General features: G+C 44.0%; 12 protein-coding genes, 1 pseudogene and 1 other annotated feature. Of the genes and pseudogenes, 6 read left to right on the forward strand and 7 right to left on the reverse strand.

Translation table 11 applies throughout. The features are described from left to right. Nucleotides 1–2 precede the first annotated feature (2 nt). The 5 genes from thiL to truC all read left to right on the forward strand — a co-directional run bounded on the left by thiL (nt 3) and on the right by truC (nt 6,312). Nucleotides 3–1,043: a thiamine-phosphate kinase gene (gene thiL / locus JFC08_RS05800; RefSeq protein ID WP_198330047.1), complete on the forward strand. Its 1,041-nt coding sequence runs from the start codon at nt 3–5 to the stop codon at nt 1,041–1,043. Nucleotides 1,044–1,046: 3 nt separating this feature from the next. Further along, the gene (locus JFC08_RS05805; protein ID WP_198330048.1) at nt 1,047–1,625 is read left to right on the forward strand and encodes a phosphatidylglycerophosphatase A family protein; all 579 of its coding nucleotides are present in this window, start codon (nt 1,047–1,049) and stop codon (nt 1,623–1,625) included. Nucleotides 1,626–1,882: 257 nt separating this feature from the next. Further along, nucleotides 1,883–3,265 (forward strand): bifunctional UDP-N-acetylglucosamine diphosphorylase/glucosamine-1-phosphate N-acetyltransferase GlmU, encoded by a 1,383-nt coding sequence (gene glmU, locus JFC08_RS05810; RefSeq protein WP_198330049.1) that lies wholly within the window; start codon nt 1,883–1,885, stop codon nt 3,263–3,265. Nucleotides 3,266–3,512: 247 nt separating this feature from the next. Next, a complete protein-coding gene (glmS, locus tag JFC08_RS05815; protein WP_198330050.1) occupies nt 3,513–5,357 on the forward strand; it encodes a glutamine--fructose-6-phosphate transaminase (isomerizing) in 1,845 nt (614 codons plus the stop codon). Nucleotides 5,358–5,541: 184 nt separating this feature from the next. Beyond that, nucleotides 5,542–6,312: a tRNA pseudouridine(65) synthase TruC gene (truC, locus tag JFC08_RS05820; RefSeq protein WP_198330051.1), complete on the forward strand. Its 771-nt coding sequence runs from the start codon at nt 5,542–5,544 to the stop codon at nt 6,310–6,312. A gap of 159 nt (nt 6,313–6,471) precedes the next feature. On the opposite strand, the gene JFC08_RS05825 is transcribed toward truC, so the two are convergent. The 7 genes from JFC08_RS05825 to JFC08_RS05855 all read right to left on the reverse strand — a co-directional run bounded on the left by JFC08_RS05825 (nt 6,472) and on the right by JFC08_RS05855 (nt 12,747). Next, the gene (locus tag JFC08_RS05825) at nt 6,472–7,416 is read right to left on the reverse strand and encodes an EamA family transporter (protein WP_198330052.1); all 945 of its coding nucleotides are present in this window, start codon (nt 7,414–7,416) and stop codon (nt 6,472–6,474) included. Between the two features lie 168 nt (nt 7,417–7,584). Continuing rightward, entirely contained in the window at nt 7,585–7,872 is a 288-nt protein-coding gene (locus JFC08_RS14035) for a LysE family translocator (protein ID WP_227697671.1), read from the reverse strand. Nucleotides 7,873–8,028: 156 nt separating this feature from the next. Further along, nucleotides 8,029–8,862 carry a sulfite exporter TauE/SafE family protein gene (locus JFC08_RS05835; protein ID WP_198330054.1) on the reverse strand — a complete coding sequence of 278 codons (834 nt, stop codon included), beginning with the start codon at nt 8,860–8,862 and terminating at the stop codon, nt 8,029–8,031. A 77-nt stretch (nt 8,863–8,939) separates the two neighbouring features. Next, nucleotides 8,940–9,440 (reverse strand): flavin reductase, encoded by a 501-nt coding sequence (locus tag JFC08_RS05840; RefSeq protein ID WP_060492047.1) that lies wholly within the window; start codon nt 9,438–9,440, stop codon nt 8,940–8,942. Between the two features lie 136 nt (nt 9,441–9,576). Further along, nucleotides 9,577–10,623 (reverse strand): methionine synthase, encoded by a 1,047-nt coding sequence (locus JFC08_RS05845; RefSeq protein WP_198330055.1) that lies wholly within the window; start codon nt 10,621–10,623, stop codon nt 9,577–9,579. A 53-nt stretch (nt 10,624–10,676) separates the two neighbouring features. Then, a complete protein-coding gene (locus JFC08_RS05850; protein ID WP_198330056.1) occupies nt 10,677–11,714 on the reverse strand; it encodes a DUF1852 domain-containing protein in 1,038 nt (345 codons plus the stop codon). A 418-nt stretch (nt 11,715–12,132) separates the two neighbouring features. Next, a complete protein-coding gene (locus JFC08_RS05855; protein WP_198330057.1) occupies nt 12,133–12,747 on the reverse strand; it encodes a YceI family protein in 615 nt (204 codons plus the stop codon). A 179-nt stretch (nt 12,748–12,926) separates the two neighbouring features. Here JFC08_RS05855 and JFC08_RS13760 point away from each other — a divergent pair. Next, nucleotides 12,927–13,505: pseudogene (locus tag JFC08_RS13760) on the forward strand (IS3 family transposase); the annotation flags it as partial. Further along, nucleotides 13,202–13,318, forward strand: a sequence feature (AL1L pseudoknot). It overlaps the preceding pseudogene by 117 nt.

A 13,505-nucleotide genomic window follows, 5' to 3' on the forward strand; every position in this document is an offset into this window, starting at 1 on the left:
TCATGAATGAGTTTGAGCTGATTGAGCGTATATTCTCCCAAATGCAAGCTGCGCAGTCATTGTCTAGCAGTGTCGACAAAGACAGTGTTGAAAAAGGCATTGGTGATGATGCCGCGGTGATGTGCTTGCCTGCGGGTGCGCGCTTGGTCAGCTGTATTGATACACTGGTTCAAGGTCGACACTTCAGCGCTGACTGGGAGCAAGTAAATAAGCTGGCATTTACCATCGGTTATAAAGCCGTGGCAGTGAACGTCTCAGATATTGCCGCTATGGGTGCAACTCCGCATAGTATTCTATTGGCGCTAGCCTTACCTCAGCGCTTGGCAAATGATCAATGGTTAAGTGAATTTGCTAAAGGCTTATTTCATGCTTGCCAGCTATTTGGGGTGACGCTTATTGGTGGTGATACCACCCGCAGCGACAATTTAGTGCTTAGTATCAGCGCGCAAGGGTTACTCACCAAAGAGACGCCAGCCGTGTATCGTTCAGGCGCGCAAGTTGGCGATAAAATCTATGTCTCAGGCACGCTTGGCGATGCCGCTTATGTGCTACAAAATCCTGATACTGCTATCGGTATTGAGCTTGCGCATCGTCTACATATGCCAACGCCACGTGTTACACTGGGTGCAGCATTGGCAAAAATTGGTGCGACAGCGATGATAGATATCTCTGATGGTCTGTATCAAGACGTTGGACATATCTGCCAACAAAGCAGCGTTAGTATGCGCATTCATCTTGATCAGCTACCTACTAGCAAAGCATTGGCAAACGCTGAGTTAACCGAGCGCTTGTTGTGCCAGCTGACTGGCGGTGATGATTATGAATTGGCTTTTACTTTGCCTGCTCATATTGAACCACCTGTTAATGACAGTAGCAACACGCCTGTTACCTGTATCGGCGAAGTCATAGCCGTAAATGAGCCAGATGCTACTAAAAATTTACGACCAGAGCTTTTTTATCAAGGACAGCCAATCACACCTGCCCATCCCGCCCCCTTTACTACTTGGCCCAATCTGACGGGTTACCAACATTTTGCAGGTTAACCCATGATTGATCACAACCTATCTAAGCCTGATATCCGTAAAGCCAATGACTGCCCGCCTCTACCCGCCGATGCCGATATGCTTGACCGCATAGTTTATTGGCTTGGGTTGGGTTTGGGTAGTGGTCTGCCTCGCCGTGCACCCGGTACTTGGGGCACGGTTGGTGGCTTAATCATCGCGATACCATTGCTAAGCTTAGGATTCGTGCCATTTTTGATTATTACCATTCTCTCTTGTGTGATTGGTAGTTGGATATGCGGTCGTACCTCAGGGCTAATGGGTGGTCATGATAACCCGCATATCGTCTGGGATGAATGGGCAGGCATGTGGCTTACCCTACTGCCGCTATCTTATATGGGTATCGCTGACGGTAATTTTTGGCAAAATATCGCCCAAACCTCTTCTATTACTACCATCATTATCGCCTTTATATTATTCCGCTTTTTTGACATTATTAAGCCACCACCGATTGGCTGGGCAGATAAAAAAGTCGCAGGGGGCCTAGGTATCATGCTTGATGACATCATCGCAGGGGTCATGGCAGCAGCCGTTTGGATCATTATTTATACCACCATCCTTTAATTGTTAAATTAGCCTCGCTTTTATATAAGCGACGGTCTTTCATAACCGATTGTCGTTTATAGTCCATCATTTTTTTAACTCTCCCACTTTTTTAGTAATGCGTTTGTGACGATAGCCAATTTATCAGCAAACCACCAGTAAATGGTAAGCCCATGACAAGCAACGCAAGTTACAAAGATGTCACGACATAGCGTTTTAGTTAAATGACGGTTTGCGTTATAATTTGAAATTATATTTTGTTACATTTGTAGGCTATTATGACAACTCCCCTCTCGGTAATCATCCTCGCTGCTGGCAAAGGCACGCGTATGCAGTCGGCTAAGCCAAAAGTGCTACAGACATTGGCTGGTAAGTCGTTATTGGGTCATGTCCTTGATACGTGTCATCAATTAACGGTTGACGACACCATTATTGTTCATGGTTTTGGTGGCGAGCAAGTCCAAGCAGATATCAATGCTCAATATGCACACTTGCCTATTACTTGGGTTGCTCAGACTGAGCAATTAGGTACTGGACATGCGGTGAAAGTAACCCTGTCGGAATTACCCAAAGAAGGGCAAAGCCTGATTCTCTATGGTGATGTGCCATTAGTCAGCTGCCAGACATTAGCAACGCTACAAGCGGCTAACACCGAGGGCATGTCGATGTTGACGTTGACCGTAGATAATCCTTTTGGTCTCGGTCGTATCAAACGTGACAAAGACGGCAACATCGAAGCCATCGTCGAGCAAAAAGATGCCAGCGCCGATGAGCAGAAAATCCAAGAGATTAATAGCGGTATTTACTGCGTCGATAATGCGTTATTGCATAAATACCTGCCAAAACTGTCTAATGACAATGCGCAGCAAGAATACTATCTGACGGATATCGTCAAAATGGCGGTCGCTGAAGGTATTAATATTGTCGCGATTGAGCCTGAGCATACCTTTGAGATTGAAGGCGTCAATAACCGCCAACAGCTCGCTAGCTTAGAGCGCACTTGGCAAGGCAAACTGGTTGCCGACTTACAAGAAGCGGGCGTGCAGTTTGCTGATCCGACGCGCGTTGATATTCGCGGCACCTTGACTGCGGGTCAAGATGTGTTTGTCGATGTGGGTGTGGTATTCGAGGGTGATTGTGTCTTAGGTGACAATGTTTATATCGAAGCGGGCTGTGTCATCAAAAACGCCCACATTGGTAATGCCTGCCACATAAAACCTTATTGCGTGATTGATCGCGCTGAGATTGGGGCAGGTGTTGATGTCGGTCCTTTCGCCCATTTGCGTCCTGAAACCGTATTGTCTGATAACAGTAAAATTGGTAATTTCGTCGAGATTAAAAAATCAACGGTCGGTCATGGCAGCAAGGTTAATCACTTGAGTTATATCGGTGATACGACCATTGGTACAGATGTCAATGTCGGTGCAGGCGTCATTACTTGTAATTATGATGGTGTCAATAAATCACAAACCATTATCGAAGACAATGCCTTCATTGGCTCGAACTCAAGTTTAGTGGCACCTGTGACTATTGGTGATACCGCTACGGTTGCCGCAGGTTCAGTGATTACTAAAGACGTTGATAGTAAAGCATTAGCCTTTGGACGGGCACGACAAACTCAGAAAAACGACTTTCAGCGTCCGACCAAAAAGTCAAAATAGCAATGGTCAATCACAAGCATTTTGACTAATGTCTATTGAAGTAATACTAAGCAGCATGACAATTTTTGTGATGCTGCTTCCTTATATTTATAACGTCAAAATTGTTAGTATAAAAGCTCTGCTAGTATGAACTTCTATTATTTATTGACTGAACATTATCGCCTCTCAAAGTATTTGAGCGGTTAAGCATTGAAACATTGAAGCCTTTAAAAATCAAAACATGAAACATCGAATTTAAGGAATAGTTATGTGTGGAATCGTTGGAGCAGTCGCTGAGCGTAATATCGCTAATATCTTACTTGAGGGTCTTAAGCGTCTAGAATACCGTGGTTATGATTCTGCCGGTCTGACCGTCATTCGTGATGGCGAACTCCATCGCGAGCGCCAAGTGGGTAAAGTGCAAGCATTGGTCGATGCTGTGGCAGTCAATCCTGAATTTTTCGATGGTCATATTGGTATTGCGCATACACGTTGGGCAACCCATGGCGAGCCGGCACAGCGTAATGCCCATCCGCACGTATCAGGCAAGATTGCTGTGGTACATAACGGTATCGTTGAAAACTATGCCGAGTTAAAAGAAGAATTGATTGCTAAAGGTTACGTATTTACGTCGCAGACCGATACCGAAGTCGTCGCTCATCTAATCAATGATACCTACAAAACCACACCTGATTTACTAGAGGCGGTTCGTGCCGTTATTCCGTTATTACATGGCGCATTTGCCCTTGGTATTCTACATATCGACTGCCCAGAAGAGTTGATTACCGTTCGTTTAGGCTCTCCACTAGTGATTGGTGTGGGTATCGGTGAGAATTTTATTGCTTCTGATCAATTAGCCCTACTACCGGTCACCAATCGCTTTATGTACCTAGAAGAAGGTGATATCGCCAAATTGACGCGCAGTAGCATTCAGGTTTATGCCGATGGTGTCGAAGTAAAACGTCAGATACATGAAATTGATGCGGCACAGCACAATGCGGATAAAGGTGAGTTTAAGCATTATATGCTCAAAGAAATCTATGAGCAGCCAGACGCGGTCGCCCGTACTGTTGAGATGGCTGTAGATAGCGATGAGCCGTCTAAGCTGCGCGATGATTTTTTACAGCGTCATGAAGCGCACTTAAAAGGCATTAAGCATGTCCAAGTCATCGCTTGTGGTACTAGTTACCACTCAGGCTTGGTCGCAAAATATTGGTTTGAGAGCCTTATTCGTGTGCCTTGTTCCGTTGAAGTCGCTAGTGAATTCCGCTATCGTAATCCTGTCGTCATCGACAACACACTTGTCATTTGTATTTCTCAATCTGGCGAAACGGCAGACACGTTATCGGCGCTACGTGATATTCAAAAGCATACGCCAGCAGGTCTAGTTAGCTTAGCATTATGCAACGTACCGACATCGTCTTTGGTACGTGAGACGGATATCTTTTTACCAACGCTTGCTGGTCCCGAGATTGGTGTTGCTTCTACCAAAGCATTCACCACTCAGCTCGCCGCTTTAATGCTATTGGTCTTAAAAGTGGGTGTCGTTCAGGAGCGCATGACTGGCGAAAACCTGAGTACCTTGCTTGGTCAATTACAAGAGCTACGTGGTCAACTACATGCCAGCTTAAACCTCGATGCGCCTATTAAAGCCATGAGTGAGCATTTTGAGTATAAAAAGAGCTGCTTGTTCTTAGGTCGAGGTCTACAATTCCCGATCGCTCTAGAAGGCGCGTTAAAGCTGAAAGAAATCTCTTATATCCACGCCGAAGGCTATGCAGCAGGTGAGCTCAAGCATGGACCATTGGCCTTGGTCGATAAAGACATGCCCATCGTCGTACTAGCGCCAAAAGACAGCATGTTTGATAAGCTAAAAGCCAACATGCAAGAAGTACACGCGCGTCATGGTGAGCTGTTCGTTTTTGCCAGTGAATCTAGTCAAATGGTCGCAGAAGACAGATTACATGTGGTCTATGTGCCCGATGTTTGTGAAACGCTTGCCCCTATCGTCTACAGCGTACCCGTACAGCTGCTGTCTTATCATGTCGCCGTAATGCGCGGTACAGACGTCGATCAGCCGCGTAACCTTGCTAAATCAGTGACTGTTGAGTAATATAAGTATTTGATTTTAATAATAAAATTATTAATCAGTTGCTTTTTACACCGAGTCCTTCGCTATCTGGTACGAATAAGATAGCGAAGGATTTTTTGTGAATAACGAAATAGAAAAATATCAGTAATTTATATAATTCAATCACTTATATAGTTACTGTATCTACAGTATGGACAATGAGAACATGGATATCGAAAGCGACACCGCCAATCAAATCGCTAGTCAAATAGAAATAATCTATGAAGATGAATTTCTGGTAGCAATTAATAAAGAGGCTGGTCTATTGGTGCATCGCAGTTGGCTGGATAAAGGCGAGACGCGCTTTGCCATGCAACTCACTCGTGATGCGGTAGGTTGCCACGTATTTCCGGTGCACCGGTTAGACAAGCCCACATCGGGCGTATTATTGTTTGGCAAGAGCTCAGCCGTGGCGCGCAGCCTTGGCGAGGCTTTTACTGAACACAAAGTTACCAAGCAGTATTTAGCCGTGGTGCGCGGCTATATGCCAGAACAAGGCACCGTTGATTATGCGTTGAGCTTTCAGCCCGATGCCATCGCCGATAAGTTTGCCGATTTGGACAAACCCGCTCAAGAGGCGGTGACCCATTGGCAAAGTTTGGCACAAATCGAGCTACCATTTGCCGTATCAAAAAAGCATGACACGAGCCGCTATAGTCTTGTGCGCTTGACACCCGAGACTGGGCGCAAGCATCAGCTGCGTCGGCACATGCGACATGTATTCCATCATATCGTGGGTGATACTAGCCACGGTGATATACGTCACACACGATTTTTTCGTACCCACTATGATTGTACGCGCATGTTGCTGCATGCTCAGACTTTAGCGCTCAGCCACCCCGTCACTGGTGAGCCATTATTGCTAAAAGCTAAATTAGATGACCAATGGATGCGTATCTTAGAAGAGTTTTCTTGGGTGGACAGCGCTAAAGATTAAACAGCGTAGGTTTTATCTTAGATAGTCATATCAAAGAAGTCGACATACTGATGCTAGATATGAAGGTTCGATACCCTAGTAAGGACTTCAATCTTCGGCTATGAGCTTTTGGATTTTTATTTACCGTAAGCGCTGTTATAGGAATAAGAGCAGCTAACATCATACTGGCTGGCGCTTTCTTCCCAGTTTCATTCTTATATTCGCTAGCACCAACCCCGACAATATCAATATCATTGCCAGCATCTTCCACCATGTCACGACCTCTCCTGTAAGCAGCACTGAGGTTGTCATACCGAATACTGGCACCAATAGAGCAAACGGCATAACCTTAGAAGCCGTATTTTGACTAAGCAGATGCGCCCACAGTCCAAAGCCTATCAGCGTTGAGACATACACGATAAACCCAAGTGATAACCAAGACTTAAGCGATGCCTCGGTAAACGTCGCCAGCTGCCATGCCTCGGTCTCAAATATGAGAGAAGATAGCGTTAAAATCACGCAAGCGATCAGACCACCCCAAACCACGAGAGCGAGAGCAGACAACGCGGATGCCTTATTCCTTCCACTATTAGACGAAATAATAGCCCCGTCTGATCCTTGCTGCATCGCTTGTGTTGAAACCTGTTTTGAAGCAATGTTACCAAAGCTCCAGCCTATGGCCGCAATCAAGATACAGACAAACCCAGCCAGAGGCATATCACCACCAAGGTTCAACGCGATGACGCTAAGCCCTAGCACACCGACCAGCATACCGATGATTTGCATGCGACTCACTGCCTCACCCAGTATAAAATACGCCAACAATACGGTAATAAAAATTTGAATTTGTAGCAATAGTGCCGTCAATCCTGCTGATGCCCCTAAGTGCATGGCAGTAAATATAAAAGCATACTGCATGACAAACGTACCGATAGCATAGATAAGTAATGTACGGTTAAATTTGGGCGGCTTCAGAAAGAAAACCAGTGGCACAGCGGTAAAGAAAAAACGCAGGGCGGTGAGCATTAGCGGTGGAAAGCTTTCAAGCCCCCATGCAATAAAAGTAAAGTTCACACCCCAAATAAAAGTAACCAGTACAGCCAATGCAGTGTATATAGGAGTCATGTAGTTGGCCTAGAAAGTTATGGCTGATTATTATATTTAAAAATTTTATGACAATCTCGTATTAACCATAGGATGCTTTTAGAGAGTGAGCACTACACTTACACACAATAGAACGGCAATGAGCATTAATATTGCACCGCCTATTTTTGTAATTAAGTATAGGTTATCTTAAGCTTTCCATAGATATCGACTGGCTAAAGCAAATGCTTCTGCGTAGCAAAAATGGATCAGTAAGACCAGTAGGCAAAAAGATGAAGCTAAAATTAGAAATTGAGAAAGATAGGTTTGTTCAGTATCGATAAATTGCGGAAATACAGCCATAAAAAATAAGATAAGTTTTGGGTTAGAAAGGGAGGTTAGCAAACCTTCTTTGAACAACCTACCAGCACTTGTACTGCTAACCTCTAAGTTGCTATCAGACTCTAGGACAAATGATTTTCTCTTTCCAAAGATCATTCTGAAAAACAAAAGAGTATACCCCAACAGAACCCAGCTACTTCACCCTTTAAATCCATTAATAGACCACTTAAAGCAGACTGATATAAGAGAACCACTCAAAATAAACTTTTGAACGATCTAAACGTTGCAGTGTAAACGCGCCAATATAAAGACTTAAACCAATCCCTTATACAGAAAGTAACACCCTACAACCGTTAATAACAACGCAAAGCATTTCTTTAAAAGCTCTGGTGATAGTATATGAGCAACTTTCGCGCCTAGCTTGGCGGTAAAAAAGCTCATGATGCTGATCCCTAAAAAGGCATAAATGTGTACAAAGCCAATGGTGTTAGGCACATCAATTCGTTGCTGCATCCCAAAGAACATAAAGCCTAATGCCCCAGCTATGGCAATCGGCAGACCACAAGCTGCTGAGGTACCAACGGCTTTTTGCATGACTACACCATAACGCGTGAGATAAGGCACGGTTAAGCTACCGCCGCCAATACCGAAAATGGCAGAAGCGATACCGATAACCCCACCTGCTGCTAATTGCCTAGGTTTTGAAGGCAGTTGTGTATTAGCATCGTCGGCACTACTAGAATTGGTAGCAGGATTAGTAACCTGTTTTTTGCCACCGAAAAACATCTTGTAGGCGACCCACAGTAAAAATACGCCAACAATGAGCTGAAGGTATAGCCCAGACATCTGCCCTGCAATCCCTGCCCCTAAAAAGCAACCAATCGCTAAGCCTGGTGCCAGATTTTTGAAGACAGGCCACATGACTGCGCCTTTTTTATTATGTGCCATGAGCGAGCTGATCGAGGTGACAATGATGGTCGCCAATGACGTACCTAATGCCAAATGCATGATATTGTCAGGGCTGTAACCCATTTGCGTAAAGACGATGAATAATAATGGCACGATAATTGTGCCACCGCCTACACCAAATAGCCCCGCAGCAAATCCTGCTAGCGCACCTATGATTAAAAAAATGATTAATTCCACGGGATATTTACTTCTTATGTAGAGTTAGTACGATGGTTATTTTAGTTCAGTGACAATCAATCAGTTAAAAAGCCAAATTAAGCGATTTCTGCTTGATCCACTTGACCAACCCGAGAATAGGCACGATTAAAATACACCAAACTCTCCTCTTGCTCACTTTGTCTAATGGCGACCACCCGGCACATGAAAACACTGTGCGTGCCCACTTGCTGAATGTCCTCAATCTCACAATCAAAACTGACCAACGCATCTTCTAAAACGGGAGCGCCTGTTTTAAGCGGTGACCAAGAGCCGTATTCAAATCGCTCTTGTGAACTCAATTTGGAGGCAAAAGCGTTAGATATTGATTCATGCTGTGCACCTAAAACATTGACACTTAACGTTTTATTTTCAATAAAATGGGCATGTGAGCGAGATGTCTGATTCATGCAAACCAGCAAGGTTGGCGGTGTATCTGTGACGCTACACACCGCAGATGCGGTAAACCCATGAGTGCCAGCGCTGCCTTCTGTGGTAATGACATTGACCGCTGTTGTTAACAAAGACATACCGTCTCTAAAATCGGTGGCTTCAATCATGACTTAACTCCTAAATTTTAAATCTTTAAGTTCATTGATAACTGAGGTCACTCATGAGTTTAAACAAGCTGGTATAGACGGGGTTAAAAACCCAACCTATAAAAGCTAAATTTTGCATCAGTTTAGTCAATGAACCCTAAGCGGTCAGTTCTTGACGCACGATTGCTGCGCCAGCACTTAACGCTTGCAGCTTGCCGCGTGCCACTTGGCGCGATAGTGGTGCCATACCGCAGTTGGTTGAAGGATACAACTTATCCGCTTCGACGAACTGCAAGGCTTTGCGTAGCGTATTGGCCACTTCTTCAGGGGTTTCAATGGTATTGGTTGCCACGTCAATGGCACCAATCATCACTTTTTTACCGCGGATCAATTCAATCAAATCCATTGGTACATGTGAGTTTTGGCATTCTAAAGAGACAATATCAATATTCGACTGTTGCAATTTAGGAAAGGCTTGCTCATATTGGCGCCACTCTGAACCCAGTGTCTTTTTCCAATCGGTATTGGCTTTGATGCCATAGCCGTAGCAGATATGCACCGCCGTCTCACACTTTAGACCTTCAATGGCACGCTCTAACGTGGCAATACCCCAGTCGTTGACGTCATCAAAGAACACGTTAAACGCAGGCTCATCAAATTGGATAATATCCACCCCAGCCGCCTCTAACTCTCTGGCTTCTTGATTCAATATTTTAGCAAATTCCCACGCCAATTTTTCACGGCTTTTATAATGACCATCATATAAGGTATCAATCATGGTCATCGGACCAGGCAGTGCCCATTTGATTGGCTGATCGGTTTGTGCACGTAAAAACTTAGCATCATCAACAAATACAGGTTTTTGACGGCTTACCGCGCCCACGACTGACGGCACACTGGCATCATAACGATTACGAATACGCACGGTCTCGCGCTTCTCAAAATCGACGCCATCCAGATGTTCAATAAAGGTGGTCACAAAGTGCTGACGAGTTTGCTCGCCATCACTGACAATATCAATGCCTGCATGTACCTGTTCTTGCAATGTCAAACGTAGTGCGTCTTGTTTGGCTTCAAGCAGTTGCTCACCTTCTAATGCCCAAGGTGACCAGATTTTTTCAGGTTCTGCAAGCCAAGAAGGTTTCGGTAAACTGCCCGCCGTTGACGTCGGTAGTAATTTTTGTGTCGGTAATAATATTGTCATACGATTCATCTTCTTATTTATTGGTATTCTCATTTCAGCCAGATTGAGCGTGTTTAGGCAGCGTATTCTTTATTCGCACATGCTTCTGCCACGTGCTCATTTACATCATAGCTTGCTGCCCACTCATTAAGAATGGTTTGGTATGGCTTGATGAACTGCTCTTCGGTGAACTTACCTTGTGTCACTGCCATCTGGCTGCGCTCTGCGCGATCATAGACGATTTGCGTTAGGGAATAATCTTGGTACTTCAAACTCGGTTGATACACTTGACCCGCTGCCGAATTGGCATTATAAATCTCAGGTCGGTAGATTTTTTGAAACGTCTCCATGGTACTAATCGCACTGATCAGCTCAAGATCGGTATAATCGCTCAGCAAGTCACCCGCAAAATAAAAGGCTAAAGGTGCAACACTGCCAGCAGGCATAAAGTAGCGAACGGTTAAACCCATTTTGGAAAAGTACTCATCGGTTAATGACCCTTTGTTCAAAGAGCAGCCATCTTGTTTGTATTCAACGCCCAATACAGGGTGCTGATTGGTCGTACGTTGATAGGTTTTACTGGTGGAAACACTCAAGCAAATCACAGGCTTCTTGGTGAAATTAGCTTGGTAAGCTTCTGAATTCAATAAATACTGAAACAGTTTGCCATGTAAGTCACCGAAATCTACTGGTGGCGCAGATGATGGATGTTTATCGAAATGGTCTAATAAGACCACGCTAAAGTCATAATCGCGCACATAAGATGAGAAACTATTACCAATCATACCGTCAATACGGGTGTTTTCTTTCTGATCCACAATCGTTGTTTGCAGCATCTCGATGATAGGGAAAGTATCGCCATTTCCTGCCACATCCATGTCGACAGAAATAATATCAACCTCAACAGAATAACGATCTGCGGTGGGATTATCCCAATGTGCCAAAGCATTAAAACGATTATTGATCATTCTTAACGTTTTGCTTAAGTTCTCTTGACGATGCTCGCCACGCGCCAAATTCGCAAAGTTTGTCGTCAGACGCGTGCTATTTGCAGGATGATAGTTTTCATCAAAACGAATGCGCTTAATGGCACAACTAAATTCTTTACTCATGATAATCCGCTACCCTAATCTACTCTCATTATTTGAGATAAAACCAAATTTGTGTATGAGGTGAATCATACCTAAACTATTACATGAATAAAAACGATACTATTTAAATATAAGATGAATATAATTCATGTTAATGAAATTATGGTATGACATGAGATTGGATAGCGGAGACTTTATGACTTGCTCGATAGGATCATTCAGCAAAAAATAAGCCTGTAGAAAAATGAGCTACGCTAGTGAAAGCATAAAGAAAATTTCGATAAACTAACTAACGAATCTAAGGATTCTCTCATTAAAAAAGCCAAAACTTATTTTCTAAGTCTCAGCCCTTTTTTGATAATATAAATAGAGAATTGCTTTCTATTGATTTTATCAGCGATAAAATTTTTAAGATTTTTTCAACCTTAACGCTGTTAAACTACTGCCTTGCCGCTTCAATCTGAATATTTAGCTGAACTTCTTTAGTAATACCCAATAACGTATATTTACTGATGCCCCATTTCGTTCGATCAATGGTCGTTGTAAAATCCCCACCGCACACTGATTTTTTCAATATTGGGTTTAGGTAGCAATTGAACTTGGTAGCCGTCAGCGTAATGGGATTAGTCTTGCCGTGTAGTGTCAACATACCATCGACTTTGCTGACATTTGAACCACTACCATCAGTCGTAAAATACCATTTGGTAGACTCAAATTGCGCCAGTGGAAACTGCTCAATATCGAAAAAATCTGCGCTTTTTAACGTAATATCAAATGCTGTATTGCCTGTATTTAGGCTATTCAGAGGAATTACTAACGAGATATTACCGGTCTTAGCCGCTGGGTCATAATCTAGCTGCCCAGTGATATTATAAAAGCCACCTGTGTTGGTAGAGGTATTAAAATGGTCAATAGCAAAGCGTACATTGGTATGAGTGGGGTCGATATCGTAAGTCATCGCCTGACTGCTGGCGATACCTAACATGCTTAGGCATAAGGCTAGTAGCGGCTTTTGAGAAGACAGTATGACTGTTGAGAGGGACATTTGATTCATAGTAACATTCCTTTGCTGTATAAATGATAGAGCCATCACATCCTTTGTGACTGTGCTTGTGATTTTGCTCTTATAATTGCTCTCTTATATAATGACAACAAGCCCATACTTAATCAATAAATATAGGCTTGAACCGCCCCGGGATTGTCGGAGACCTAATATTCTGAGAGAATACGACAATGAAAACACGACATTATACTCCTGAGATTAAAGAACGCGCCGTTCGCATGCTCATTGAAGCGGCAGGCGACTACCCCTCTACCTGGTCAGCGATTCAAGCCATCGCCCCTAAGATTGGCTGCACACCTGAGACCCTGCGATCCTGGCATAAAAAGCACATCGATCAAACTATTCCTGCCTCAGTACAAGCGCAAAGTGATAAAGAACGCATCAAAGAGCTTGAACGCGAGAATAAAGAACTTAAGCAAGCTAATGAAATCATCAGGAAGGCTGCGGCTTTTTTCGCCCAGGCGGAGCTCGACCGCTGACTAAAATCATGATTCACTTCATCGACGACAATAAACACCTTTATGGGGTCGAGCTGATCTGTAGAGTCCTACCGATTGCCCCGTCAACTTATTATCGTGTTCAAGCCTTAAGCGACAACCCACACAAGCGTTCACTGCGCAGTCAGCATGACGCCTATTACATCGGTGAGATTAAACGTATTTGGCGGGACAGCAAGTGCCGTTACGGTGCGCGCAAAGTCTGGCAGCAGATGAAAGCTGACGGGTTAAAGGTTGCTCGGTGTACCGTAG

Source organism: Psychrobacter cibarius, assembly GCF_016107535.1.
Taxonomy (GTDB): Bacteria; Pseudomonadota; Gammaproteobacteria; order Pseudomonadales; family Moraxellaceae; genus Psychrobacter; species Psychrobacter cibarius.